Here is a 24,717-nt window from a genome sequence, read left to right on the forward strand (position 1 = left end):
GTTTGGTTGCTTTTTGTATCAAAATAATTTTCACCACAAACTGTTTTTATTTTTATTAAAGAGTAAAGCGCAAAAGAGTAAACATTTGCATGGACAGCTGACATGATTGTCTGAAGTATTAAAACCGAAGGTTCTAGTGACAGATATATAAAGGTTCTAAAATAAGCGATCAAAAAAATAAAAGAGTAACTTGCCTGAAGAAATCCGAAGGGAGGGCATGAATCCTGATCATGAAGGAAACGATTTTATCCGGAACCCGCCACAAAAAAGATGTCAATTAATTTCAGTTGCAATAAAGTAAAAAGATAAATCGTAGATCACATCTAGCTGATTCGACGAATAAACAGTAGAATATGCGCTCTCTCATAAGTCACATGGCGGTAGGATCGTTAGACCTGCCCGTGGAGCCAAAGTCAACATGTTTATCGTGGCCGGTGCATCAGCACATTCTTCTTTCAAGAAAGCTCAACTCTTAAACCGTTTAGCGTCAATGAGTTCTGTTCAATCTTTTGACAGCCAGTGGGTTTATTTGTTTGATCAAGCGCTCAGCGAGCAGCAACATCAATCGGCATTACAACTTTTAAACGATGGTCAATCTTTTCAACTTCGCCAAGCTGCGAGTGATGAAATCCAGATTTTGGTGACACCACGTGTCGGCACAATCTCGCCGTGGTCATCCAAGGCAACAGATATTTTCAAGAACTGTAATACGCCGGTGCACCGTTTGGAACGTGGAATCCTGTTTACCTTAAAAGGGATAAAAGAAATTTCCAATGAGGTCAAACTGGCGTTACATGACCGTATGACAGAGAATGTTTTTGCCCAAATTGAAGATGCAAAAGCATTATTTTCGGAAACCGCCCCGAAACCGTTGAACTCAATTGATATTCTGGGTCAGGGTAAAGCAGCATTAGTCAAAGCCAACAATGAGTTTGGCTTTGCTTTATCTGAACAGGAAATTGATTACCTTACCGAAGCCTTTACCAAGCTGGGACGTAATCCAAACGACATCGAGCTGATGATGTTTGCACAGGCAAACTCTGAACACTGCCGTCACAAAATCTTTGGTTCGGAATGGACGATCGATGGCGAGAAACAGCCATTATCCTTGTTCCAGATGATCAAGAATACCTATAAAGAATCGCCAACCGATGTGTTATCGGCATATAAAGATAATGCCTCTGTGATCGTGGGATATGACACCATGCGTTTTTATCCGAAAGCGGATGAAAACGGTCACTTTGTTTATAAATACAAGAGCCAGGCTGCTCACATTTTAATGAAGGTGGAAACCCATAACCATCCAACAGCCATTTCTCCATTTGCAGGGGCGGCAACCGGTTCGGGCGGTGAAATCCGTGATGAAGGTGCAACCGGCCGTGGTGGTAAACCAAAAGCAGGCTTAACCGGCTTTACCGTTTCTAACCTGAATATTCCTGGCTTTGAACAGCCTTGGGAAGAAAACTACGGTAAACCTTCACGTATGGCATCACCATTACAGATCATGATTGAAGGTCCATTGGGTGGTGCTGCGTTTAACAACGAATTCGGTCGTCCTGCATTAAATGGTTATTTCCGTACTTTTGAACAGAATGTCAATGGTGAAGTGAAAGGCTTCCATAAGCCAATCATGATTGCAGGCGGTTACGGTAACATTCGTCCTGACCATGTCGAAAAAGATGCAATCCAGCCGGGTGATCTGCTCATTGTATTGGGTGGCCCGGCCATGTTGATCGGCCTTGGCGGTGGCGCAGCGTCTTCTGTAGACAGCGGTACCATGGGTGAAAGCTTGGATTTTGCTTCTGTACAACGTGAAAACCCGGAAATGGAACGTCGTTGTCAGGAAGTGATTGATACCTGCTGGCGTCTGGAAGACTTTAACCCGATTGTCTCTATTCATGACGTGGGTGCAGGCGGTTTATCCAATGCCATGCCTGAGCTTGTAAACGATCATGAGCTGGGTGCGGTTCTTAACCTGCGTAAGATTCCGTCTTTAGAGCCGGGTATGAGCCCGATGGAAATCTGGTCAAACGAAGCACAAGAGCGTTATGTTCTTGCAATCCGTCCAGAATCTTTAGAACAGTTTGAAGAAATCTGTGCACGTGAGCGTTGTCCGTTTGCAGTACTGGGTGAAGCGACTGAAGCACGTCATTTGACTGTTGAAGATCCTTTGTTTGACAACAATGCAGTCGACATTCCGATGCAGGTGATGTTGGGTGGTACGCCACGTATGCAACGTTCGTATGAAACGATTGAACGTACTGGCAATGACTTTGATGCAGCAAAAGTTGATTTGAAAGATGCGATCTTCCGTGTATTGAAAAATCCGACTGTTGCATCTAAGTCGTTCCTGATCACCATTGGTGACCGTTCGATTACTGGTATGGTTGCACGTGACCAGATGGTGGGTCGCTGGCAGGTACCTGTTGCCGATGCAGCCGTGACGACTACCAGCTTACAAGGTTTCACTGGTGAAGCCATGGCAATGGGCGAACGTCCACCAGTGGCTTTGTTGAATCCTGCTGCATCTGCACGTTTAGCGGTTGCGGAAGCGATTACCAACATTGCCTGTGCCAACATCGAACAAATCAGCGATATCAAGCTTTCGGCAAACTGGATGGCAGCGGCAGGTCAAAAAGGTGAAGACCAAGCCTTGTTTGAAGGTGTCAAAGCGATTGGTATGGAAATGTGTCCTGCTCTAGGCATCGCAATTCCAGTCGGTAAAGATTCACTTTCAATGCGTACAACGTGGAACGATGGTGAAGAGAAAGCAGTAACTTCACCAATGACCGGTGTCATTACCGCTTTTGCGCCTGTACTGGATGTACGTAAAACCTTAACGCCTGAATTGAAAAATCTGGCTGACTCTGTGCTGGTGCGTATTGACCTATCTAAAGGACAGTTCCGTTTAGGTGGTTCGATCTTGGCGCAGGTATATAAAGCCATTGGTTCAGTGACACCTGATGTCGATAGTTTTGATGACTTCAAAGCATTCTTTGCCTTGATTCAAGACTGGAACAACCGTGGTGTGATCAAGGCTTACCATGACATCGGTGATGGTGGTTTACTGGCGACTGTTGCTGAAATGATGTTTGCTTCACGCTTGGGTGTCGCTTTAGAAAACCAAACCACTGAAAGCTTGTTTGCTGAAGAAATTGGTGCTGTACTGCAAATCACAGCGGCGGATTGGGCACAGTTAGAAGTTGAAGTTGCAGCCTCTAGCCTGAAAGATGCCATTGCTGTTGTCGGTCGTGTAAATAGCACGGATCAATTGGCAGTCAATGGTTTAACGCTAGAGCGTGCTGAATTGCAACAAGCATGGGCAGAAGTATCGCATCAGATCCAACGCTTACGTGATAACGTAGAAACGGCGGATCAAGAGTTTGCATTAATCGCAGATAAAAACCATAAAGGTTTGCTTGCCCAAGCAACTTATGATTTAAATGAACCTGTTGAAGCGCCGTTTATCAATACACGTCGTCCAAACATGGCAATCTTGCGTGAGCAGGGTGTCAATGGTCATGTCGAAATGGCGGCGGCGTTTGACAAGGTCGGCTTCAATACCATCGACGTACACATGAGTGACTTGCTTGCCGGTCGTGTCAGCTTGAGCGATTTTGAAGGTCTAGTGGCATGTGGTGGCTTCTCGTATGGTGATGTCATGGGTGCTGGCGGTGGCTGGGCAAAATCGGTATTGTTCAATGCCAAGTTACGTGACCAGTTTGAGCAGTTCTTCCATCGTCAAAATACATTCAGCTTGGGCGTATGTAATGGCTGTCAAATGATGTCGCAACTTGCACCATTGATTCCGGGTGCAGAACACTGGGGCCGTTTCCACCGTAATACCTCGGAAGTGTTTGAAGCACGTGCTGTGAACGTTCGTGTAGAAAAATCGGTTTCAGTATTACTTGAAGATATGCAAGGTTCGATTTTACCAATCGCGGTTGCGCATGGTGAAGGTCGTCTGGTTGCAACTGAACAGCAACTTGCTGCTTTAAATGCCGAGAATCAGGTGATCTTGCGTTATGTAGATAGCTTGGGTAACCCAACTCAGCACTATCCGTTGAACCCGAACGGCTCACCTGAAGCAATTACAGGCTTAACCTCTAAAGATGGTCGTGCAACGGTCATGATGCCGCATCCGGAACGTAATTTCCGTGCTTTACAGCATTCATGGAAGCCAGAAGACTGGGCTGAAGATGGTGCCTGGTTACGTATGTTCCGTAACGCACGTAAATTTATTGGTTAATCAATCCATGCAATAAGCCACCGTCAGGTGGCTTATTTAATTCCAAATACAATAACCATCAATGGACAACAAAAATGAAATCAAAAATCCATTTCCATGAATTTGCACTATTGATGGCATTACTAATGTCCATCGTCTCTTTCTCGATTGATGCGGTTTTACCTGCACTGGGTGAAATTGGAAAAGTATTTACGTTAACGAACAATAATCAGGCCCAATGGGTGATTATTAGCATTTTCTCAGGTATGACCCTTGGTCAATTGATAGCAGGACCATTGTCCGATGCGATTGGACGGAAACGGATTTTATTCACAGGTATTGTGATCTACTTTTTAGGAAGCTTATTGTGCTATTCCACCCAAAGCTTTGAATGGTTCTTGGTCGGACGTTTTATTCAGGGTGTAGGTGTTTCCGGACCTTATGTCGCTTCAATTTCGATTGTGCGGGATAAGTATAGCGGCGCACAAATGGCGCGCATCATGTCTCTGATCATGATGGTATTTATGGTCGCGCCTGCGATTGCGCCGAGTCTGGGACAACTGATTATTCATTTCTTTGGCTGGCGTGATATTTTTGTGTTGTATATGGTCTATGCCACGGTTGTGGGAGCATGGGTCGCGTTACGACTGGAAGAAACGCTGATTCCTGAAAATCGGTTGCCGATGCGAGTACAAGCTTTTAAGGATGGCTTTAAAGAAGTGGTGAGCAATAAAACCACCATGAGTTATCTGCTCTGTGCAGGTTTCTGTTTTGGCGGTTTTATTGGCTACCTGGGCACTTCACAACAAATCTTTATGCAGCAATTCGGTAAAACAGGTCAGGAGTTTAGTGCCTACTTTGCACTATTGGCAGGCGTAATGGGGATTGCGTCTTTTACCAATTCTCGAATCGTGATGAAGTTTGGGATGCGTCCGATTTGTATTTATGGCTTTCTTGGCCTGTGTTTAATTTCATTGGTATTTTTGATCATCCAACTTGCGGATGTAACCGTTTCATTCTGGATGTTTATGTTGTATGCCTGCATTCTGTTTTTATTGTTTGGTACGTTGTTTGGAAATCTGAATGCGATTGCCATGGAACCGATGGGGCATGTTGCGGGTATGGCTTCGGCGATTATTGGGGCATCTTCATCTGTACTGTCTTTAATACTCGCTTCGATCATTGGGCAGCTGTATAACGGCACCTTGATTCCGATGGCCAGTGGTTTTGTGATTTTGTGTGGTTTGGCATTTGCGATGACACTGTATGAGAAAAGACAGTTGAAAAATTTGAGTGCTGAGTAGTTAGATCGATAAGATATACATGATTCTCTTTGTCAGGATAACCTGGGTTAGATTTTGAGTTCTTTTGGGTTTCTTTTAAGTCATAACCCATCTTCTCTTGATGAAAGCCAGTCTTTATATTTGTCTCTTAAAGCATTTCTTTTCGCCGTATCAAAGATAATAAAATCAATGCCACCATCATAAGGTGCAACGATTATGTTTTGCTCAAAAGAAACCATAAAAGCCTTTAATTCATCATCAGCGATTTTTTTCAATAAGTCATCATGTTGATTGGTTTGCCAAGTTACTTCGACGCTATATGGTCTAAAGAAATAATCCTCATCCTCTTCATCATAATATTCAGGATTGGCTTGTGTTAAGTTGATTTCCTGCTCTAAATGGAATTGGTATTTGAGCATAAAGGCAGGATCATAAACTTTCTTGTTTCTGCTCAATGTGAAGTAATGGCCTGAAACAATAAAAATAGAAGTGTCAGTACCGAAGCAGTCTGTAATGATTCTATTCTGCCGATCTAGCAATAATGCATATTCTGCAGCCGTATCTGCATATCTTTTTGACTTGGGTAGGCTATGGATCCTAAACCAAAATTGTGGAAAATCTTGGATTAAATAATGAGAAATTGGAAGTTTGTTGGGATAATAAAAATCCCATTGTGATTGGAAAGAGTGAGCCATATTAATTTATAAAAATTTATTTTATTTTAATTAGATAGAAAGATAAATCTAGAGATTAGGGTTGTTTTATTGAATCACTTATAAAAACTTTTACAGAGTTGGTTTAATGCTTGCTTCTTATATTTCAACAATCATAACATAGGCGAGAACCGCATGATGAAAAATGAAAACTATTTAAGAACAAGCTATTCAAAAGACAAAGGCTGGTTTTGGTTTGGCTTCACGGTGTTTATTCAATTGCTGTTTATTGCGGTAAGTTATCTCATGATTAATCTTCCACTTTGATTGTTTAGCTCTTATACCGTTATGATTGAAGCTAGATTGATTTCAATTTGAGCCATTTTACGATGTTAAAACTGATTTATTACGTGCCTGAATCTCATCTGGCAGCGACCAAACAGGCGATTTTTAATGCCGGGGCAGGTGGTATTGGAAACTATGAACACTGTGCTTGGCAAGTCAAAGGCATCGGGCAATTTAAGCCCGTTAAAGGTGCCAATCCGTTCTTAGGGCAACTGGATGAGTTAGAGCAGCTCGACGAATGGCGAGTTGAAACCATTGTTGCAAAAGACAAGGCCAGGGCGGTGGCAAAAGCTTTAAAGGCAAGCCATCCCTATGAAGAACCGGCCTTTGAGTTTATCCAGATTTTAGATATTCAATAAGCTTTATTATTTATCAGGCATTGTGCTTTGAATTAAACGGGCGATATCGGTTGTGCGTGCACAGATCAACTCTGCTGCATTTTTACAGGCTTGCTCTAGACTGCTTGGGCCGGAAGTCAAAGAAAAGGCAGCGGTAATACCATGTTGGTATAAAGCCTGATAGTTTTGCCCAAGCGTTCCTGCAATCACAATCACAGGGATATTGGTAGCTTGTGCGATTTTGGCGACACCGAAAGGGGTTTTGCCATTTAAGGTTTGTTGGTCAAGTTTACCTTCGCCAGTAATTACCCAATCTGCCCCCTGAACTTTGTCAGCAAGCTGGTTCAGTTCTGCAATGACTTCGACACCTGATCGAAACCCGGCCTTTAAGAAGGTTTTAGCTGCAAAGCCTACTCCACCCGCAGCACCGGCACCCGCCTCATGGCGTTGATCACAGCCAAAGTGTTGAGCGGTAATGTCGGCAAAATGTGATAATGCCTGATCGAGTTCAAGGACCTGACTGGGTGAAGCGCCTTTTTGTGGGCCAAAGATATGCGAAGCACCATTTATTCCGCAAAGTGGATTGGTGACATCTGCGGCCAATAAAAATTGAGTTTGGTGAATACGTGGGTCAAAATTTTCCAGATCAATCTGTGCCAGGTCTTGCAGGGCAAGACCACCAGCAGGCAGGACTTGATGATCTGCATCCAGAAATCTGGCACCTAATGCATTGAGTAAGCCAGTACCTGCATCATTGGTTGCGCTACCACCAATCGTCAGAATAATTTGCTTGGCGCCCGCATCCAAAGCAGCAAGGATTAGCTCACCTGTACCAAAAGTACTGCTGATACAGGCATTACGTTGTGAAGGTTTGAGTAACTGGATACCACTGGCTTGTGCCATTTCAATAATGGCGGTCTTTTTAGCTTCTATCCAGCCCCATTTTGCCAGTACCGATTCACCAAGTGGGCCTTGTACCTGCTGTTCACGCCATTGACCCGAACATGCCGCCAAAACTGCGTCAATGGTTCCTTCACCACCATCTGCCATCGGGCATTGAATGATTTCTGCATCAGGAAAGACCTGTTGCCAGCCCGAAGCAATCGCTTCTGCTACATGCTGGGCAGACAAGCTGTCTTTAAATGAATCAGGGGCAATGACGACTTTCATAGTTTTAAAATTTGGTTTTAATCTGAGTCGAGCTTAGACGGTCTGCCCGTAAATATCCAGATTGGAAAAAATAAAAAACCACTTAACTTTTGGAGTTAAGTGGTTTTTGAATGATTTACAGCATGATTAATTGAACTGGGAAAAATCAGGCTTACGCTTTTGCATAAAGGCTTGTACCGCTTCCATCATTTCAGGAGAGCGTACACGTTGCATAAAGATTTCAGCTTCATCATCAACACACTGAATGATTTCAGCCAGGTCCTGTTTCATCAGTGCTTTAGTTTGTTTGATTGAAGCCAATGGCAGCGCAGCTAAATGTTGTGCTGTTTGCTGTGCAGTGGCATAGACATCTTCAACCACATCATTGACCAGATTGGCTTTTACCGCCGTTGCTGCATCAAATTTTTTCGCCGTGAATAATAACTCGGCGGCTTTCAGATAGCCGGCCTGTTTGACCAGCAAACGGCTAGCTGCACCTTCCGGAGACAGCCCAAGGCTGACAAATGGAATCTGGAACAGGGCCGTATTGTCTGCAAACACCAGATCGGCATGTAATAAAATCGTAACGCCAATACCAATTGCAACCCCTTTGACTGCAATGATCAGCGGTTTTGAAAAACGGGCTGCAGCTTTTAATAACACAAATGGAGGCTGGTCGCCCGCTTTTCCTTCATGCGGCTTTTGAATAAAGCCCATAAAGTCTTTCATGTCATTACCCGCAGTAAAGTCTTGTTCTGCACCACGGAAGATCACCACACGAACGTTTTTATCGGCATCGGCTTCATCCAGGGCTTTTGCGATCCATAGATATAGTTCGCCATACAGTGCATTTTTTGCTTCTGAACGGTTAATGGCTAAGGTGAGTACGCCATCTTCTAAATTTGCTTGCAAATGTTGATGAGGTTGTTGAATACAGCTAAGTGTCATCGTACTATCCTTGCTTTAATCCAGATTGATGTTAAGTGCACTCATTATGTCGCATATTTACCAGAATGGCACAACTGATGAGTTCACAAAAAGTGAAATTAAGCCTATGTACACATTTGACTATCTTGTTTTTATTGGACGCTTCCAGCCATTTCATCTGGCACATATGCAAACCATTGAAATTGCGTTACAACAAAGTCAAAACGTGATTCTGGCTTTAGGTTCGGCTCAACCGGAACGTAACATCAAAAATCCGTTTCTGGCGGTTGAACGTGAACAGATGATTCTGGCCAATTTTCCGGAGCATGAGCAACAACGGATTCATTTTGTTCATGTAGTTGATGTGTACAACGACGAAAAATGGGTCAAGCAGGTCAAAGATCTGGTCAATGAGGTGATACAACCGGATGCAAAAGTTGGCCTGATTGGTCATTTTAAGGATGAATCTTCCTATTATTTACGTTTATTTCCTGAGTGGCAGATGGTAGAACTGGAGAGCCTGAAAAACTCGATTTCTGCAACGCCCATGCGTGAAGCCTATTATCGTGGGGAGATTCAAACCGAGTTTTTCCCCCAAGGCACCATACAGTTTTTAAGAGATTTCCAGCAATCGGCAGTTTATCCAAAACTACAGCAAAAATTTAAGGATAATGACCGATCCAATATTGATGAAACTTGATCGCTTGGGGAGACTAGGCATCTTGCCAAACGATCATTCGTTTTGAAAATGCATTGCTCCTGCTCAGTTCCAAGGTTTCCCAATCGGTTTTCTGCACTTGAGGTTTGGCAAATATTGTCTTTTGCATCCAGTTCCGCATGAAGCAAACGGAGATTCTCCCAATAAATGCGAATGGCACTGTGCGGGCTAGCATCACCGAAATGCTCAGTTAAATGAATGATACGCTCCTCTCTGGAGATCTGTAGATAAACTGGGAAGTTATCCCCAAATCTATGTTGCCAGTCGAGTTGAAAGCCCAAATACGCCAGATAAAATGAATAGGCGAGTGCAACAACAAGATGCAGAATGAGGATAATGGAGCCGGATTGTAGGCTTATCCCTTTTTATTGAACACCAAATTGTTGAGTCCAATAACTTTTTTGTTTTGCAGATGGGTTAACTGTACAGGCGATCGCATAATCTGTAAATTTTGGATGCATCAAATTGCGACAATGCACCGGACTGGCCAGCCATGTTGCCATCACTTCATTCAGGCTATTTTGTCCACGTGCCACATTTTCTCCACCGCCGTGGCCTTTAAATTGTGTCTTTAAGCGGCTTCTAAAATCGTGACCTGTGCTGCTGGTGTGCCCGAGCATAGCGTGTTGGGCCATATCCTGCGCATGCGCAAACGCACTCTGAGATAACCCGTTGTTCCATTTTAAGGGAGCTACGGCAGGGAAATGCTGACCGCCACATTGCTGTGGATGCTGTCGAATTTCATTGATGGCATTCAGAATAGCCTGTCGATAGGCAGGGTTCTGTATATCCTGACAGCGTATTGAGACGCTTGGCCGATTAATTTGTGTAACAGTCAAGGACTGTTGTTGAGATGTTGCAGGTGTGCTTGTACTACAAGCGGATAAGACCATGAGGTAGCTAAGGCTAGAAAGTGGTTTTAGAAGTTTCATTTTCAGTATCTTTTAATTATTTTTAATTTGTTTATCATACGTCAAGCAGCAAGTGGACAGCAATTTTTCTGAATAAAAAAGCGAGTTAGAAACCCGCTTTTTTGTGATTGAATCGTTTTAAGCCGTTTGTAATGCTTTTAAGTCTTCAAGCACCTGTTCGGCATGTCCGGCCGCTTTGACTTTACGGTAGCTTTTTACTAACTGCTTGTTATGGAAAATAAACGTAGAGCGCTCAATGCCCATAACCTGTTTGCCATACATATTTTTTTCTTTAATCACATCGAAATGTTTGCACAGCACTTCTTCTTTATCGCTGATTAAATCAATCTTAAGCGATTGCTTTTCGGTAAAGTTCTGATGTGCCTTAACCGAATCGCGAGATACTCCGATAATCTGGCAGTTTAACGCATCAAACTGATCTTTCAGGCATGAAAAGCCTACCGCCTGAGTGGTACAACCTGGGGTTGAATCTTTAGGATAGAAATATAGTACCAGCCATTCACTGCCGGTTTCGGCCAGATTGATTTCACCTTGTGTGGTTGGGAATACATGATTCGGTAATTGAATATTCTCAGACATTGTTTATCCTTTGATAAAATGAGTTGTGCTCAAGCTCAAGCGGTAAAAAAGCATATTCCTCATGATAAACAATATCGCCGTGACGTACAGGAATAGCTTTGTTAAAAATTGGCCCGTCAATCACGGTGGTGTGAAATTCGCCACCTTCACCGCATGGATCAATGCCACGATTTTCCAATTGCTGAATATAGTCCAGAGTCAAAATTTTACCCAGATCTTCAACTTGCATGCCTAGCTTGAGGTTGACGGTCACGATCACACTTTTAAACCCCAGCTGAATAAATTCTTCAACCACTTCACGGTGAGGGCGTAACCAGAGTGGCATGCCCAGTTTAAGGCCAACCTGCCGGGTTACCCGGTCATGCCAGCAACCATGCTCTGGCATATCCAGGTCACCGGTTACCAGCACTTCTGCACCTTGCTGTTTGGCTTGCTCAAGCAGTGCAATGAACCTGGTTTCATAGTCAGCCCAGCTGGACGCGCTCATAAATACCGGCAAACCGACTGCCTCAGCTTGGGCACGGATAATCTCCAGTGGCATGGCATGAGAGCGGGAACGTTGCCCCTGTTCTTCCAGCATCACAATTAGCCCGATCACGGTTCCTGTTTGCATGGCATGGTAGAGGGCGAGAGAACTGTCTTTACCGCCACTGAACGAGACAACCGACCGCCGTAGCTCGGCATTACTTTTCCATTGATCCTGCATGGTGTTATTCAACCGGTTCTAAATAGAAAAGGATTTTAGCAAACCCAAATAAAAAAGCCCGCATAAATGCGGGCTTGATTTTAAGCAATATAGGCTTATTTTTTCGGTGCTTGCTGTTGAGCAGCTTTCATTGCTTCTTCAGTCAGTTTTTCAAGCTTGCTGACCAGTGGAGCGCCTAGGCAAGCCTGCAGGTCTTTATTTTGTTGCTGTACAAAAGCTAAAGAGCTTGGGCTTTTCTTGGCATTGATTGCGCTCTGGATTTCCCATTTTTGTGCTTCAGTCACTTTACCTTGAGCATCAATCTGGCAACCACAGAACTTGCTGACTTCAGCAGCAGTCAATTTACCGCCTTTAGCAGTCTGGTCTTTACATACATTGACCAATGCTGCTTTTACATTGGTACTTTTATACGCAGTTTGTAATGGATTATCAGCCGCGTGAGTTGCTGTTGCGAAGAGTGCAGCAGCTGACATCATTGTAGAAAGAATAAGATTTGATTTAGAAAACTTCATATAATGTACCTAATTTTTTACCCTAATATCGATTATTCAGCGTAACGCGTTGGATCTGCAATACCTGCATCGATAAAACCTTGTTGACGTAAACGACAACTGTCGCATTTGCCACATGCACGTCCTTGAGCATCTGCCTGATAGCAGGATACCGTTTGACTATAGTCTACGCCATGTTCGATACCTAAGCGTATAATATTCGCTTTGGATAAATGTAACAAAGGTGTTTCAATTTTAAGGGGTTTTCCTTCAACACCGGCTTTGGTTGCCAGTCGAGCAAGATTGGCAAATGCGTCAATAAATTCTGGTCTGCAATCAGGATATCCTGAATAATCAACGGCATTGACACCAATTACGATGGCTTCTGCGTCAAAAACTTCTGCTGCTGCAAGGGCATAAGACAAGAAAATTGTGTTACGTGCTGGAACATAAGTTACAGGAATCCCTTCTTGTAATTGTTCTGGGACTTCAATGTTATGATCTGTAAGTGCAGAACCGCCGAGATTGCCTAGATCAATATTGATGATGCGGTGTTCAACACCAGCGCGTTGTGCCAGAGTTTTGGCGGCATCAAGTTCAGTGGTCGAACGTTGACCATACATAAAGCTTAAGGCAATACATTCATAGTTTGCCTGCGCCCAGGCGAGACAAGTTGTGGAGTCTAAGCCGCCAGACAATAATACGATGGCACGAGAACGCATATTATTTTCCATTATTCAACCTAAAATAAATTGGGGGAAAACCGGGCCTGTTAAATCAGCACGCAGGTTTTCACAAGCTCTTAACGACCGGATTCATCATTCCATAGCAGTTTGTGTAACTGTAGCTGGAAGCGAACAGGGAGATGGTCATCTAAAATCCACTGCGCCAGATCAAGCGCAAGTGCGGGAAGGGCAACGGCACCTTTTTCAACAGCAAAAGCTGGTGAGAACCAAACCGTACTTACCTTATCTTGGAGCTGGAATTGCTCTAGCTGTTGTTTTGACCATTCATAGTCGGCACGATTGCAGATCACAAATTTAATCTGGTCATGCGGGGTTAAGTGTTCAAGATTGCCAAGCAAATTACGGTGGTCTTCTTTTGAGGTCGGGGTCTTTAGATCGAGCACCTTGGAAACACGGGGATCAACCTTGGAAACATCCAAAGCACCACTGGTTTCAAGAGAGACCTGAAAACCAAGATCACAAAGACGCTGTAACAGGATCAGACAGTTCGGTTGTGCAAGCGGTTCACCGCCGGTAACACAAATATAAGGTGTCTTATGCTGGCTTGCGGTCTCGATAATCTGTTCCAGTGATAAACGCTCACCGCCTTCAAAAGAATAGGTGGTATCACAATAACTGCAACGCAAAGGGCAACCTGTTAAACGGATAAACACCGTTGGTAGACCAAAGGTATTCGCTTCGCCTTGCAAAGAGTAAAAGATCTCGGTGATGCGTAAACCAGCCGCAGGATCAGAGACAGGAATTGCAGAAGAACGTAAGGAAGCCATAAACAGTTACCACAAACAGGTGCCACACAAGCAGCATGCTACATAAAAAACAAAATCCCTACGACCATGACTGATCGTAGAGACGAGGAGCAAGAGCAGCTCCGGGGAACCATCAGGTTCCGTATCTATTACAAATTAGTCAGCGCGTAATAAATCGTTCAAGCTGGTTTTTGCACGTGTTTTTGCATCCACTTTTTTCACGATAATGGCAGCATATAAGCTGTAAGTACCGCATTTTGATGGAAGACTACCTGCAACCACTACAGAACCTGCTGGTACGCGGCCGTAGTGAACTTCACCAGTTTCACGATCAAAGATTTTGGTTGACTGGCCAATGAAAACACCCATTGAAATCACTGAACCTTCTTCAACAATCACGCCTTCAACGATTTCAGAACGTGCACCGATAAAGCAGTTGTCTTCAATAATAGTCGGGTTGGCCTGTAAAGGCTCTAACACACCACCGATACCCACACCACCTGACAAGTGAACGTTTTTACCGATTTGTGCACATGAACCGACAGTTGCCCATGTATCTACCATGGTGCCTTCATCCACATAAGCACCAATATTGACATAAGAAGGCATCAACACCACATTTTTCGCCTGGAAGCTACCACGACGGGCAACCGCTGGAGGAACAACACGCACACCCGCAGCCTTGAACTGTTCTTCAGTCCAGCCAGAATACTTGGTATCTACCTTGTCATAGAAACGAAGATCACACGATTCGATAGGCTTGTTATCATTGAGTTTGAATGAAAGCAAAACAGCTTTTTTTAACCATTGGTGAACAACCCATTCACCATCGATTTTTTCGGCAACACGCAATGTGCCGTTATCCAAACCGGTTAGTGCTTCTTCTACCGCCTGACGGATTTCAGCCGGGCAGTCCGCTGCGCTATAGTTGGCACGGTCTTCAAATGCTTGCTCAATGATTGCAGAAAGCTGAGACATGATCTTCCTTCTTCCAAAAAAATTTTGAAGATTTTACACTAATTTTTCAGGGTCTGTTGCCATTTTATAAACAGGTTGCGTTACAGGCTAAATTTTTATCAGGCAAGACATCAAACTTGGCCGTGCCTGTTTGCTTGGCAAGTTTCATAACAAACTGTCAGCAAGTTTTAGCCATAACCTGTGCAAGAGCAAAGCACTGCTTTGATTACAGCGTAAGGTGAAGCTCAAGGGCAAGGCGTTTTTGTCGCTATACCCTGATGTTTTACTGATCTAGCGGGGCTAAATTTCACAAGCCATGCCTTTGATTGCCTGAAAAATCTTGCGTCGTATCAAGCTCATGTTGCGATCATAAATAAAGTGGTGAGAGATCCATAAAAGCTTTGAAAAAAGTAGTTACAATAAATTGTTTTAAATTTAAGCAATAAATTTGCAATAGAAATGGAGCCTATTGTTTTTTATCTATAATTTGGAAATACATAATTCCTCTGAATTTGTATCAAAAAATAACAAAAAGTAATCACTTTCTGTATAAAAAAATAGCGTTCTTTCTTTTATGCTTATCCCACAGTAACAATTATACTTTAATAAGAGCATTTTTTGAGGAGACTTCAATGAAAGCTTTGCGTGTTATGTTAGCAGCAGGTGCATTAACAGCGATTGCAGGTACTGCATTTGCAGCAGATGAACAAGTAGTAAGAGAATCAGTTTACGCTTTCCCTTCTTACTTAGATCCAGTTTCAGTTCGTGCTGAAGTCGGTACTACAGGCTACGGTGGTGCAATTTCATATAAAGTCAACCCATACGTTAGCTTAAGCCTGGGTTATAACGGCGGCGATATTTCTTGGTCAGACAGCTTAAAAATTGATGGCACAAAATACGATATGGACATGGATAACAAAAATGCATACTTAAATGCAGAAATTTATCCGTGGGGTACTAACCAGAATGCATTTGTACGTTCACTTTATGTAGCGGCAGGTGTTGGTTATATCGATAATAGCTACGATTTGAAAAAAACCGTATCTAATACAAACGATACAATCAAAATCGATGGTTCAAACTACTACGCACCAGGCGGTAAAGGTTCGGTTAAAGGTCATTTGAACTATGACAACCAAATTGCTCCATACCTAGGTTTTGGTTTAAATAGCCCTGTTTATAAAAACATCGGTTTATTCGGTGAAGTTGGTGCCTACTATACTGGTAATCCGACAGTTGACTTAAAATCTGAAGGTTTGGTAAAAGTGGGTGGTACTGAATCAGGTCAAGCAGCTGCTGATCGTGATGCAGACAAAATTGCCAACAAAAACAAATATGAATGGATGCCAGTTGCAAAAGTGGGTGTGAGCTTCAAGTTCTAATCCATGCATCCAGCATAAAGAAACGGGCATCATGCCCGTTTTTTTATGCCTGTGAACTAGACAAAATAAAAGGCTCATGATGAGCCTTCTATCTATATGTTGATTAAGTTACTCTTCCGGATACGCCACTTTTTTCAATGCCTTGATATCGGTTTCTGGTGAGCATAAAGAGATAAATTCATAGCCATAGCCGCGTAGTAAGTGGCCTTTGCGTACTGCAATCCAGGTCGTATTGGTACCAAACACATCAGTTTTGATTTGTTGCAGGCGATAGTCACGTTCGGCATCATACGCGACATCGTTGACGATCCCGACCCCCATATTCAGTTCTACATAGGTTTTGATGACATCGGCATCAAGTGCTGACATCACGATGTCTGCATGTAATTGCGCATCTTCAAATGCCTTGTCAATTTTAGAGCGTCCAGTGAAACCGCCGTGATAGGTGATAAGTGGATACTCAGCCAACACATCTAAACTAATTTTATCCAGCTTGCTTAAAGGGTGATCTTTGGGGGTAATGATGCTGTGATGCCATTCATAATAAGGCACACTTGCCAGGTTTTCTTCTGTGGTCAATGATTCGGTTGCAATCCCGATATCAGCTTCTCCCTGAAGCAGCATTTCAGCAATTTCAACAGGACTGGCTTGTTGTAAAACCAGATGAACTTTCGGGAAGAGCTTTTTAAACTGGTTGACAATTGGGGGCAGCACATAGCGAGCCTGGGTATGTGTTGTTGCAATCGTCAGGGTACCTTCATCAACCTTATTAAAATCATCCGCCAGACGTTTAATGTTATCGGCATCGACCAGCATACGCTCTACAATGCTAAGCAAGGATTGACCCGGCTCGGTCAGGCCTAACAGGCGTTTACCTTTACGTACAAATAGCTGGACGCCTAATTCATCTTCCAGATCTTTAATGTGTTTACTGACACCAGATTGAGAGGTGTAAAGTGCCGCAGATGCTTCCGTTAAATTAAAGTTTTGGCGAACAGTTTCCCGAATAATTCTGAGTTGTTGAAAGTTCATAATCTTTTTTTCCACATAAGAGGTGAGAAACGGTTAAGTTTCATAAGCTGAGTTTAACCGCTCTCAGGGTATTATTTTAAGCAACTTGTGTTGTCTGGTCTGCAAATAAGTGAAGTTGGGCCGCACTGATCCAAACAGTCTGGTTAGGTCTAAACTGATGTAAATTCGCCTCTTCTACACTTAATAAAATTTCAATGGTTCGCCCACTCCGGTCTTGTAGTTCAGCAATAACACGGCCGGCAATCCAGACCTCACGCAAGAATGTTGCTTCAATCGTATTGGCTTGCGGCCGGGTGTGAATATGTAATTCATTCGGGCGTGCAAATGCAATGACTTTACCTTGCGGTGCTGTTAGGCTGGTTGGTAACTGAATACGATCATCACCGATACGGATAATACCGTCAGTATGCTCGCCTTCAAAACGGTTTGCCTGACCCAGGAAATCAAAAACAAATGGTGTTGCCGGTTTTTCATACACTTCACGTGGTGAGCCGATCTGTTCAACATCGCCTTTATTCATGACAATAATCTGATCTGCAACTTCCAGGGCTTCTTCCTGATCATGGGTGACAAAGATTGAAGTAATATGCAGTTCGTCATGCAAGGTTCGTAACCAGCGGCGCAATTCTTTACGGACTTTGGCATCTAATGCACCGAATGGCTCATCCAGCAATAAAACACGGGGTTCTACAGCCAGAGCACGGGCCAGAGCAATACGTTGACGTTGTCCACCAGAGAGTTGCGCAGGGTAACGGTCTGCCAGAAAGCCGAGCTGAACCAGATCGAGCAGGCGTATTACACGTTTCTTGATTTCTGCTTCTGAAGGACGTGTGGCACGGGGACGTACACGCAGGCCAAAGGCGATATTGTCAAATACCGTCATGTGGCGGAACAGGGCATAATGCTGGAAGACAAAACCGACCTGGCGCTCACGTACGTGGATATCGGTTGCATCTTCACCTTCAAGTAAAACCTGTCCGCCATCAGCAGACTCCAGGCCCGCAATTATTCGTAATAAGGTGGTTTTACCGCAGCCTGAAGGACCAAGCAGGGCGACCAGTTCACCTTCAGGAAAATCTAGAGAAATATTTTTAAGCGCATGGAATGCACCAAAGTGTTTTTCAATATTTTTAACTTGAATACTCATGTGTTCATTCCTTAGTGAGAAGGTTGATGCTCGTTGGCTTGATCCTGACGAACTTCCAGCCATGTTTTTAAAATCAGGGTAAGAATCGCCAGAAATGCCAGTAATGAAGACACAGCAAATGCAGCGCTAAAGGTATATTCGTTGTAAAGAATCTCTACATGTAACGGTAAGGTGTTGGTCTGGCCGCGGATATGTCCTGACACTACCGAGACGGCGCCAAACTCACCCATTGCCCGGGCATTACACAAGATTACTCCGTAAATCAGCCCCCATTTAATATTGGGCAAGGTCACTTTCCAGAAGGTCTGCCAGCCTGATGCGCCTAGCACAATCGCCGCTTCTTCTTCCTCTGTGCCTTGTGCTTCCATTAACGGAATCAATTCTCGCGCTACAAATGGAACGGTAATAAAAATGGTGGCAAGCACAATCGCAGGTACGGCATATAAAATCTTGATATCGTTATCCATTAACCAGCCACCAAACCAGCCTTGAGCACCAAAAATCAGTACCAGCATCAAACCGGCGATCACAGGAGAGACCGAGAACGGTATATCTATAATCGTGGTCAGTATGGCTTTACCCCGGAACTGGAATTTTGCAACCGCCCACGCCGCTGCTACACCAAACACTACATTAATGGGTACGGCAATCGCTGCGGTCAGCAAGGTCAGTTTTACGGCCGATAAGGTATCTGAGTCTGTTAAGGCATTGACGTATACCTCAATCCCTTGCTTGAATGCTTCAACAAAAACCAGAATTAGGGGTAACAGTAAGCAGCTTAAAAAGAAGATCAGGGCTATACCAATCAGGGTATAACGCACCCAGGTCGGTTCGCGGGTTGCGTCACGGGCTTGAAGCTTGACGGCTAAAGCATTGCTATTGGTATTTAAGCTCATTGTGCAACTCTCCCTGTACGGCGGCTGGCCCAGGCCTGAACCAGATTGATTAGAAACAGGATGGCAAATGACAGAACCAGCATCACTACAGCAATTGTGGTTGCTCCGGCATAGTCATATTCCTCCAGACGGGAAATAATCATCAGCGGAGCAATCTCGGTTTTATAGGGCTGGTTGCCTGCAATGAAAATGACTGAACCATATTCGCCGACACCACGGGCAAATGCTAAGGCAAACCCGGTGAGTAAGGCCGGGAACAAGATTGGCAGAATGATTTTGGTAATGGTTTGCCAGCGATTGGCGCCTAATGCCGAAGCCGCTTCTTCCAGCTCGGTTTCAATATCACTGAGTACAGGCTGTACGGTACGTACCACAAAAGGTAAACCAATAAAGATCAGGGCCAATGTAATCCCGATCGGGGTATAAGCAACTTCAATACCCAATGGCGAGAGATATTGTCCAATCCAGCCTGTTGGTGCATATAAAGAGGTTAGGGCTATACCCGCCACTGCGGTGGGTAATGCAAAGGGCAAGTCAACCAGGGCGTCGACAATGCGTTTACCCGGAAAGCTATAACGTACCAGACACCAGGCCAGTAACAAGCCAAAAATTACATTTACTAATGCAGCAACCAGCGCAGCACTAAAGCTCAGTTGCAAGGATTTTAAAATACGTTCTGAAGTCAGGATTTCCCATAAGCCATCCCATCCAATCCCTAAAGATTTGATAAATACAGCAGATAAAGGAATAAGCACAATCAAAGACACGTAAGCGAGGGTAAAGCCCAATGAGAGACCAAACCCAGGCAGCACTCGGGAACGCTGCGACATGATATTTCCTCAAAGAGAAAGGTTTGCTAAAACAAGCAAATAAATAATGCGGATACTAAAAAAACGGAGGTGAAAATCAGGCAAACTTCAAGTTAAAGTTTGCCTGACTCATTCGGGCAACGGGCTGTCTCTTTTTTTCAGGTAACAGATAATTCAGGATTGCCGGAAAAGGTCCGAAGCCGGAGGCGACATTAATATGGCCAACAGGCCCTAAATTGACTGGATTCAATTGCCATGCCTGAGCCAGTTGCAAGGCATCGACATAGCCTAACCACGGATCATTTTCACTGATTAGTAATGTGGCTGGTACATCAATACGAAGTTGCTGAAAATACTGCTGATAGTCGGTCAGGCTATGACGTGCAAAGCCGGCTTCACCAAAACGCGCTGGATTGGCTGGGGCAACCAGAACCAGATTTTTCACTTTGGCCTTGAGTTCTGGATGTTCGGCAAGTGCTGCAACACTGGTCAGGCAGCCAAAGCTGTGTGCCACGATTTGTACCGGCGCCGGGGCTGCATTAATCGTTTTAACAAACTGGGCAACCCATTCACTGAGTACAGGACGATCCCAATGTTTCTGTTGAACGCGAGAGCTAGACACGAGTTGCTGTTGTAACCAAGACTGCCAATGCTGCGCTTCGCTACCCCCTACACCTGGAACAATTACCGTATGAATCATGTCTATTCTCCTTATCCCCTTAGAAGCCCTCCCAACCTCCCTTTAAGAAAGGGAGGAGTAACACGAATTTAGTAACTAAACTAAAATCTGTGTAATTCCCCTCTTTTAAAGAGGTGAGCTGTGTTTATAGCAGCGCAAGGGAGATTTTTATTTGCCTGTGCTGTTCTGTTTGACGATCTGGTCAAAAATCCCGCCATTATCAAAGTGGGTTTTTTGCACTTTGCTCCAGCCACCAAATTCCTGATCAATGGTCACCAGCTTGAGCGGTTTAAACACGTTGCTATATTTCTTTAATACCGCTGCATTACGCGGGCGATAGAAGTTACGTGCGGCAATTTCTTGTCCGGCAGGTGAATAGAGGTAGTTCAGGTAACCACGGGCAATTTGTGCATTGCCTTTTTTCTCGGCATTTTTTTCTACTACTGCAACTGGCGGTTCTGCAAGGATAGAAAGAGAAGGTGTAATAATTTCAAATTTGCCCGGCTGTTCACGTACGGCCAGGTAGGCTTCATTTTCCCAAGCCAGCAAGACATCTCCGATCCCGCGTTCAGCAAAGGTTGTGGTTGCTCCACGTGCGCCTGAATCGAGTACTTTGGTTTGCTTGTAAATTTGACGGACAAATTCTTGCGCTTTGGCGTCATTGCCACCTTTTTGATGTTTCGCCCAAGCCCAGGCACCTAGATAGTTCCAGCGGGCACCCCCAGAGGTTTTCGGGTTTGGTGTAATGATTTCTACACCCGGTTTTACCAGGTCGCCCCAATCCTTGATTTGTTTCGGGTTGCCTTTACGAACCAGGAAGACAATGGTTGAGGTGTATGGTGTAGAGTTGTTCGGAAGTTTCTTTTGCCAGTCAGCAGGAAGTAATTTTGCATTTTTAGCGATTTCATCAATATCTGCTGCCAGCGCCAGGGTCACAACATCTGCATTTAATCCATCAATCACGGCGCGGGCCTGTTTGCCAGAACCACCATGCGATTGTTTAAAGTCAATGTCCTGACCGGTACGCTGTTTCCAGAATGCACCAAACTGCTTGTTGAAATCTGTATAGAGTTCACGGGTCGGATCGTACGACACATTTAAAAACTCTTGTGCTGCAAAAGATGAAACTGAAAGTAATGCGGCAATGACACCGACTTTAACTTGAGAGAAACGCATAAAAAACCCCTTAAATTGACCTGTTATCAGCAGATCTTTAATCACTGTTTGGAATATGTACGCAGCATAGCGCCAGTTTTTTTGCAAAAAAAATAATTAAAATCGAATTTGTTATGAAAAAAATAGAAATAGATAAAACAGATAAGCTTTGCTGAATTATTGATATATAAGAGATTTTTAATTCAGTGGCTGAATTGTTATAATTATTTAAAATCAAAGGCTTATTGTCTTATACCCCGATGACCTCAAAAATGGTGAGCAGGTGCCAGATCATGCAGTGTTATAAAAATGGACAACATGTAGACTCCATTCCTTTATTAGACCGGGCCTTTCACTATGGCGATGGTTGCTTTACCACGGCACGTATTTTTAACGGAAATTTTGAGTTAAAAGAACTACACTTTGCACGTTTAGAACTGGCCTGTAATTGCCTAAGTCTCGATGCCGATTTCTCCATGATTGAGAAGTCTCTGCTGCATTTACAGCAGCAATATGCCATGCTCAACGGGACCTTGAAGGTTGTGATCAGCCGTGGTGAAGGTGAGCGGGGCTATAGTCTTCCTCTACATGCAGCCGACATTTATGTCTGGTATTACCCGAAAGTGCCGCAGGCTGTGCAACCCGAATGGATTGAAAGTGGGGTATTGAATCATGCGCTGGGGCTGAACATGCCACATCTGGTTGGCCTGAAAACACTGAATAGACTGGAACAGGTCTTGTTGCGGCAAGAGGCAGATCAGCATGGCTGGCTGGAAGCCTTGGTCAGTGATGTACAAGGCTATATTGTTGAAGGGGTAAGCAGTAATTGTTTTATTCGTATAAATGATCGATGGATTACGCCTGAACTTCGCTATAATGGCGTCCACGGTGTGATGAGAGCCAAAATCTTGTCGAGAATGCAGCAATACCAGGTTGACTGTGAGCAGCGGTGTATCGATATCAACGAGATTGGACGCATCCAGAGTTTATTTTTTTGCAATGCCTTACATCCAATGAAAGCGGTTGTTCGTTTGAATGCTCGTACCTTAGAGCAGCAACCCTGTCTTGATTTATTTGAAACTTTAAAACTTAGCCAGATTGATTAATATGCCAAAGCCGCCAACCTCCAGCAAATCCAAGAAAAAGCCTAAAGCGCAACCTAAATCGACCTTTTCTTTTTTTAAAGCCTTTTTCATTCTCCTCATTCTTGCGATGGCGGGGATTTTTGGCGTTGTATGGTCAAGCCTGTTTAAGGACTATCCGGTTGAAGGAAAGAAGCATCTGCTGGTGATTTCTGCTGGCGATACCTATTCACGCTTTATTGACCGTTTAGCCAAAGAAAATAAAGTGAACTTTCCGATAGTTTTAAAGCTCTACCAGAAGTTTATGATTCATGACACCATGAAGGCAGGAGTCTATGAAATTACACAAGGCATGAGTATCCGTCAGGTCATGGACATGTTGTCTGATGCAGATAACGCACAAATGAACCGTATTCTGGTGATTGAGGGTACAACTTTCTCCCAGCTTGTCCAGAATCTAAAAAAAGACGCAAATGTTACCAATACCTTGCTTGATCTTCCGCAGACTGAGCTATTAAAACAGTTAGATATTCCATATACACATCCGGAAGGCCTGTTTGCGCCAGATACCTATTTCTTTGCCAAAGGTGAAACCGATAAAAAAATCCTGACCGATTTATATCGCCGCCAGATGAAGTCTCTGGATGAAGCGTGGGCCAAGAAAGCTCCGAACCTGCCATATAAAGACAAATATGAAGCCTTGATCATGGCTTCGATCATTGAAAAAGAAACCAGTCTGGATAGCGAGTTACGACAGGTTTCAGGTGTATTTGTCCGTCGTCTGAAAATGGGCATGCGTCTGCAAACCGATCCAACCGTGATTTATGGTATGGGTGACAACTATAAAGGCAACATTACCCGTAATGACTTGCGTACACCGACTGCCTATAACACTTATACCATCAATGGCTTACCACCGACGCCAATTGCCTTGCCAAGCAAGAAAGCGATTGAAGCAGCGATGCATCCAGACGATGCCAAAAATATCTATTTTGTTGCCACAGGCAATGGCGGACATAAATTTACCGCGTCTTTAGAAGACCATAACCGTGCAGTGCAAGAATATTTAACTGTACTACGTTCAAAGAAAAAGCAGGCTCAATAATGTTTATCAGTTTTGAAGGGACGGAAGGTGTGGGGAAGACCACGCTGATTCGTAAAATTCATCAGTACTTTGAACAGCAAGGTAAAGAAGTGGTGTTAACCCGTGAACCGGGCGGCACACCACTGGCCGAGCAAATACGTTCACTTTTGTTGGCTGTGAATCATGAAGAACAAATGAGTCATGATACCGAGCTGTTATTGATTTATGCGGCACGTGCACAGCATTTACAGCAAGTGATTTTACCTGCATTAGAAGCAGGCAAGATTGTGCTGAGCGATCGTTTTACCGATGCCAGCTTTGCTTATCAATGTTCTGGACGTGGTTTGAGTCAGGAAAAGCTGCAACTGTTAAATCAAACCTTTGTGGCAAAAATGCCGAATATTACCTTTTGGCTGGATGCACCGATTGAGCTGGGTATGACCCGTGCCCGAGAGCGTGGTGCACTGGATCGTTTTGAGCAGGAGAAATTAAGTTTCTTTGCCAAAGTACGTGCGGGTTATGAGTCCTTGTGGCAAGCAGAGCCGGAACGGATCAAGCGTTTGGATGCAACACAAAATGCAGATGTGGTGTTTGAAGAAGCGCTGCAATATTTGAAATAGGCGATTAAATAATAGCTAATCTGAAAATAGCCT

At 43.9% G+C, this 24,717-nt stretch carries 25 protein-coding genes and 1 pseudogene; 9 read left to right on the forward strand and 17 right to left on the reverse strand.

All coding sequences use genetic code 11. From position 1 onward, the window contains the following. Nucleotides 1-418: 418 nt before the first annotated feature. Both purL and OC23_RS13405 read left to right on the forward strand, forming a co-directional pair. Nucleotides 419-4,249 (forward strand): phosphoribosylformylglycinamidine synthase, encoded by a 3,831-nt coding sequence (gene purL, locus OC23_RS13400; RefSeq protein WP_038345379.1) that lies wholly within the window; start codon nucleotides 419-421, stop codon nucleotides 4,247-4,249. Nucleotides 4,250-4,323: 74 nt separating this feature from the next. Continuing rightward, nucleotides 4,324-5,532 carry a multidrug effflux MFS transporter gene (locus OC23_RS13405; RefSeq protein WP_038345380.1) on the forward strand — a complete coding sequence of 403 codons (1,209 nt, stop codon included), beginning with the start codon at nucleotides 4,324-4,326 and terminating at the stop codon, nucleotides 5,530-5,532. Nucleotides 5,533-5,612: 80 nt separating this feature from the next. On the opposite strand, the gene OC23_RS13410 is transcribed toward OC23_RS13405, so the two are convergent. Next, a complete protein-coding gene (locus OC23_RS13410; RefSeq protein WP_038345381.1) occupies nucleotides 5,613-6,206 on the reverse strand; it encodes a hypothetical protein in 594 nt (197 codons plus the stop codon). Nucleotides 6,207-6,359: 153 nt separating this feature from the next. On the opposite strand from OC23_RS13410, the gene OC23_RS19585 reads away from it, so the two are divergent. Beyond that, nucleotides 6,360-6,491, forward strand: coding sequence for a KGW motif small protein (locus tag OC23_RS19585; protein WP_005284612.1), 132 nt, complete (start codon nucleotides 6,360-6,362; stop codon nucleotides 6,489-6,491). Nucleotides 6,492-6,553: 62 nt separating this feature from the next. Continuing rightward, nucleotides 6,554-6,868, forward strand: coding sequence for an NGG1p interacting factor 3 protein, NIF3 (locus OC23_RS13415; protein WP_038345383.1), 315 nt, complete (start codon nucleotides 6,554-6,556; stop codon nucleotides 6,866-6,868). Between the two features lie 6 nt (nucleotides 6,869-6,874). On the opposite strand, the gene OC23_RS13420 is transcribed toward OC23_RS13415, so the two are convergent. Both OC23_RS13420 and OC23_RS13425 read right to left on the reverse strand, forming a co-directional pair. Next, nucleotides 6,875-8,017, reverse strand: a complete 1,143-nt coding sequence (locus OC23_RS13420) for a glycerate kinase (RefSeq protein WP_038345384.1) — start codon at nucleotides 8,015-8,017, stop codon at nucleotides 6,875-6,877. A 126-nt stretch (nucleotides 8,018-8,143) separates the two neighbouring features. Next, nucleotides 8,144-8,944, reverse strand: coding sequence for an enoyl-CoA hydratase-related protein (locus OC23_RS13425; RefSeq protein WP_038345385.1), 801 nt, complete (start codon nucleotides 8,942-8,944; stop codon nucleotides 8,144-8,146). A gap of 106 nt (nucleotides 8,945-9,050) precedes the next feature. Between OC23_RS13425 and OC23_RS13430 the strand changes: the two genes are divergently transcribed. After that, nucleotides 9,051-9,623 (forward strand): nicotinate-nicotinamide nucleotide adenylyltransferase, encoded by a 573-nt coding sequence (locus OC23_RS13430; protein ID WP_161792297.1) that lies wholly within the window; start codon nucleotides 9,051-9,053, stop codon nucleotides 9,621-9,623. 13 nt (nucleotides 9,624-9,636) lie between these two features. Here the strand turns inward: OC23_RS13430 and OC23_RS19515 are convergent. The 8 genes and pseudogenes from OC23_RS19515 to dapD all read right to left on the reverse strand — a co-directional run bounded on the left by OC23_RS19515 (nucleotide 9,637) and on the right by dapD (nucleotide 14,819). After that, a pseudogene (locus tag OC23_RS19515) lies at nucleotides 9,637-10,000 on the reverse strand (glyoxalase superfamily protein). A gap of 6 nt (nucleotides 10,001-10,006) precedes the next feature. Beyond that, on the reverse strand, nucleotides 10,007-10,573 hold the full coding sequence (locus OC23_RS13440) for a CAP domain-containing protein (RefSeq protein ID WP_038345387.1): 567 nt from the start codon (nucleotides 10,571-10,573) through the stop codon (nucleotides 10,007-10,009). Between the two features lie 117 nt (nucleotides 10,574-10,690). Continuing rightward, complete coding sequence (locus tag OC23_RS13445; protein ID WP_038345388.1) at nucleotides 10,691-11,152, reverse strand: peroxiredoxin; 462 nt, start codon at nucleotides 11,150-11,152, stop codon at nucleotides 10,691-10,693. After that, entirely contained in the window at nucleotides 11,145-11,858 is a 714-nt protein-coding gene (locus OC23_RS13450) for a diphthine--ammonia ligase (RefSeq protein ID WP_038345389.1), read from the reverse strand. Before OC23_RS13450 ends, OC23_RS13445 begins: the two co-directional genes overlap by 8 nt. A gap of 95 nt (nucleotides 11,859-11,953) precedes the next feature. Beyond that, nucleotides 11,954-12,370 carry a hypothetical protein gene (locus tag OC23_RS13455; RefSeq protein ID WP_016652030.1) on the reverse strand — a complete coding sequence of 139 codons (417 nt, stop codon included), beginning with the start codon at nucleotides 12,368-12,370 and terminating at the stop codon, nucleotides 11,954-11,956. 32 nt (nucleotides 12,371-12,402) lie between these two features. Continuing rightward, complete coding sequence (gene queC / locus OC23_RS13460; RefSeq protein WP_201773439.1) at nucleotides 12,403-13,071, reverse strand: 7-cyano-7-deazaguanine synthase QueC; 669 nt, start codon at nucleotides 13,069-13,071, stop codon at nucleotides 12,403-12,405. A gap of 80 nt (nucleotides 13,072-13,151) precedes the next feature. Then, nucleotides 13,152-13,862 carry a 7-carboxy-7-deazaguanine synthase QueE gene (gene queE, locus OC23_RS13465; protein ID WP_038345392.1) on the reverse strand — a complete coding sequence of 237 codons (711 nt, stop codon included), beginning with the start codon at nucleotides 13,860-13,862 and terminating at the stop codon, nucleotides 13,152-13,154. Nucleotides 13,863-13,997: 135 nt separating this feature from the next. Beyond that, on the reverse strand, nucleotides 13,998-14,819 hold the full coding sequence (gene dapD / locus OC23_RS13470) for a 2,3,4,5-tetrahydropyridine-2,6-dicarboxylate N-succinyltransferase (protein WP_038345394.1): 822 nt from the start codon (nucleotides 14,817-14,819) through the stop codon (nucleotides 13,998-14,000). Nucleotides 14,820-15,430: 611 nt separating this feature from the next. On the opposite strand from dapD, the gene carO reads away from it, so the two are divergent. Further along, nucleotides 15,431-16,180 carry an ornithine uptake porin CarO gene (gene carO, locus OC23_RS13475; protein WP_038345395.1) on the forward strand — a complete coding sequence of 250 codons (750 nt, stop codon included), beginning with the start codon at nucleotides 15,431-15,433 and terminating at the stop codon, nucleotides 16,178-16,180. Between the two features lie 108 nt (nucleotides 16,181-16,288). On the opposite strand, the gene OC23_RS13480 is transcribed toward carO, so the two are convergent. The 6 genes from OC23_RS13480 to OC23_RS13505 form a co-directional block, all read right to left on the reverse strand. Then, entirely contained in the window at nucleotides 16,289-17,212 is a 924-nt protein-coding gene (locus tag OC23_RS13480) for a CysB family HTH-type transcriptional regulator (protein WP_038345396.1), read from the reverse strand. Nucleotides 17,213-17,288: 76 nt separating this feature from the next. Further along, complete coding sequence (locus OC23_RS13485) at nucleotides 17,289-18,359, reverse strand: sulfate/molybdate ABC transporter ATP-binding protein (protein WP_038345397.1); 1,071 nt, start codon at nucleotides 18,357-18,359, stop codon at nucleotides 17,289-17,291. A gap of 11 nt (nucleotides 18,360-18,370) precedes the next feature. Next, on the reverse strand, nucleotides 18,371-19,255 hold the full coding sequence (gene cysW, locus OC23_RS13490; protein ID WP_038345398.1) for a sulfate ABC transporter permease subunit CysW: 885 nt from the start codon (nucleotides 19,253-19,255) through the stop codon (nucleotides 18,371-18,373). Then, the gene (cysT, locus tag OC23_RS13495) at nucleotides 19,252-20,085 is read right to left on the reverse strand and encodes a sulfate ABC transporter permease subunit CysT (protein ID WP_038345399.1); all 834 of its coding nucleotides are present in this window, start codon (nucleotides 20,083-20,085) and stop codon (nucleotides 19,252-19,254) included. The genes cysW and cysT overlap by 4 nt, the downstream gene beginning before the upstream one ends. A 76-nt stretch (nucleotides 20,086-20,161) precedes the next feature. Beyond that, on the reverse strand, nucleotides 20,162-20,764 hold the full coding sequence (locus OC23_RS13500; RefSeq protein WP_038345400.1) for an RBBP9/YdeN family alpha/beta hydrolase: 603 nt from the start codon (nucleotides 20,762-20,764) through the stop codon (nucleotides 20,162-20,164). Nucleotides 20,765-20,911: 147 nt separating this feature from the next. After that, nucleotides 20,912-21,919, reverse strand: coding sequence for a sulfate ABC transporter substrate-binding protein (locus OC23_RS13505; protein WP_038345401.1), 1,008 nt, complete (start codon nucleotides 21,917-21,919; stop codon nucleotides 20,912-20,914). Between the two features lie 272 nt (nucleotides 21,920-22,191). On the opposite strand from OC23_RS13505, the gene pabC reads away from it, so the two are divergent. The 3 genes from pabC to tmk are packed head-to-tail and all read left to right on the forward strand — an operon-like array spanning nucleotide 22,192 to nucleotide 24,684. Next, a complete protein-coding gene (gene pabC, locus OC23_RS13510) occupies nucleotides 22,192-23,004 on the forward strand; it encodes an aminodeoxychorismate lyase (RefSeq protein WP_038345402.1) in 813 nt (270 codons plus the stop codon). A 1-nt stretch (nucleotide 23,005) separates the two neighbouring features. After that, nucleotides 23,006-24,085 (forward strand): endolytic transglycosylase MltG, encoded by a 1,080-nt coding sequence (mltG, locus tag OC23_RS13515; RefSeq protein ID WP_038345404.1) that lies wholly within the window; start codon nucleotides 23,006-23,008, stop codon nucleotides 24,083-24,085. Then, nucleotides 24,085-24,684 (forward strand): dTMP kinase, encoded by a 600-nt coding sequence (gene tmk, locus OC23_RS13520; RefSeq protein WP_038345405.1) that lies wholly within the window; start codon nucleotides 24,085-24,087, stop codon nucleotides 24,682-24,684. Before mltG ends, tmk begins: the two co-directional genes overlap by 1 nt. Nucleotides 24,685-24,717 lie beyond the last annotated feature (33 nt).

Origin of the sequence: Acinetobacter sp. A47 (assembly GCF_000805455.1) — a bacterium.
In the GTDB taxonomy this organism is placed as follows: Bacteria; Pseudomonadota; Gammaproteobacteria; order Pseudomonadales; family Moraxellaceae; genus Acinetobacter.

What these genes read in the sequence shown, in the direction of transcription:
- purL (WP_038345379.1), top strand. Translation starts at nt 419, where the DNA reads ATGTTTATCGTGGCCGGTGCATCAGCACATTCTTCTTTCAAGAAAGCT.
- OC23_RS13405 (WP_038345380.1), top strand. Translation starts at nt 4,324, where the DNA reads ATGAAATCAAAAATCCATTTCCATGAATTTGCACTATTGATGGCATTA.
- OC23_RS13410 (WP_038345381.1), bottom strand. Translation starts at nt 6,206, where the DNA reads ATGGCTCACTCTTTCCAATCACAATGGGATTTTTATTATCCCAACAAA.
- OC23_RS19585 (WP_005284612.1), top strand. Translation starts at nt 6,360, where the DNA reads ATGATGAAAAATGAAAACTATTTAAGAACAAGCTATTCAAAAGACAAA.
- OC23_RS13415 (WP_038345383.1), top strand. Translation starts at nt 6,554, where the DNA reads ATGTTAAAACTGATTTATTACGTGCCTGAATCTCATCTGGCAGCGACC.
- OC23_RS13420 (WP_038345384.1), bottom strand. Translation starts at nt 8,017, where the DNA reads ATGAAAGTCGTCATTGCCCCTGATTCATTTAAAGACAGCTTGTCTGCC.
- OC23_RS13425 (WP_038345385.1), bottom strand. Translation starts at nt 8,944, where the DNA reads ATGACACTTAGCTGTATTCAACAACCTCATCAACATTTGCAAGCAAAT.
- OC23_RS13430 (WP_161792297.1), top strand. Translation starts at nt 9,051, where the DNA reads ATGTACACATTTGACTATCTTGTTTTTATTGGACGCTTCCAGCCATTT.
- OC23_RS13440 (WP_038345387.1), bottom strand. Translation starts at nt 10,573, where the DNA reads ATGAAACTTCTAAAACCACTTTCTAGCCTTAGCTACCTCATGGTCTTA.
- OC23_RS13445 (WP_038345388.1), bottom strand. Translation starts at nt 11,152, where the DNA reads ATGTCTGAGAATATTCAATTACCGAATCATGTATTCCCAACCACACAA.
- OC23_RS13450 (WP_038345389.1), bottom strand. Translation starts at nt 11,858, where the DNA reads ATGCAGGATCAATGGAAAAGTAATGCCGAGCTACGGCGGTCGGTTGTC.
- OC23_RS13455 (WP_016652030.1), bottom strand. Translation starts at nt 12,370, where the DNA reads ATGAAGTTTTCTAAATCAAATCTTATTCTTTCTACAATGATGTCAGCT.
- queC (WP_201773439.1), bottom strand. Translation starts at nt 13,071, where the DNA reads ATGCGTTCTCGTGCCATCGTATTATTGTCTGGCGGCTTAGACTCCACA.
- queE (WP_038345392.1), bottom strand. Translation starts at nt 13,862, where the DNA reads ATGGCTTCCTTACGTTCTTCTGCAATTCCTGTCTCTGATCCTGCGGCT.
- dapD (WP_038345394.1), bottom strand. Translation starts at nt 14,819, where the DNA reads ATGTCTCAGCTTTCTGCAATCATTGAGCAAGCATTTGAAGACCGTGCC.
- carO (WP_038345395.1), top strand. Translation starts at nt 15,431, where the DNA reads ATGAAAGCTTTGCGTGTTATGTTAGCAGCAGGTGCATTAACAGCGATT.
- OC23_RS13480 (WP_038345396.1), bottom strand. Translation starts at nt 17,212, where the DNA reads ATGAACTTTCAACAACTCAGAATTATTCGGGAAACTGTTCGCCAAAAC.
- OC23_RS13485 (WP_038345397.1), bottom strand. Translation starts at nt 18,359, where the DNA reads ATGAGTATTCAAGTTAAAAATATTGAAAAACACTTTGGTGCATTCCAT.
- cysW (WP_038345398.1), bottom strand. Translation starts at nt 19,255, where the DNA reads ATGAGCTTAAATACCAATAGCAATGCTTTAGCCGTCAAGCTTCAAGCC.
- cysT (WP_038345399.1), bottom strand. Translation starts at nt 20,085, where the DNA reads ATGTCGCAGCGTTCCCGAGTGCTGCCTGGGTTTGGTCTCTCATTGGGC.
- OC23_RS13500 (WP_038345400.1), bottom strand. Translation starts at nt 20,764, where the DNA reads ATGATTCATACGGTAATTGTTCCAGGTGTAGGGGGTAGCGAAGCGCAG.
- OC23_RS13505 (WP_038345401.1), bottom strand. Translation starts at nt 21,919, where the DNA reads ATGCGTTTCTCTCAAGTTAAAGTCGGTGTCATTGCCGCATTACTTTCA.
- pabC (WP_038345402.1), top strand. Translation starts at nt 22,192, where the DNA reads ATGCAGTGTTATAAAAATGGACAACATGTAGACTCCATTCCTTTATTA.
- mltG (WP_038345404.1), top strand. Translation starts at nt 23,006, where the DNA reads ATGCCAAAGCCGCCAACCTCCAGCAAATCCAAGAAAAAGCCTAAAGCG.
- tmk (WP_038345405.1), top strand. Translation starts at nt 24,085, where the DNA reads ATGTTTATCAGTTTTGAAGGGACGGAAGGTGTGGGGAAGACCACGCTG.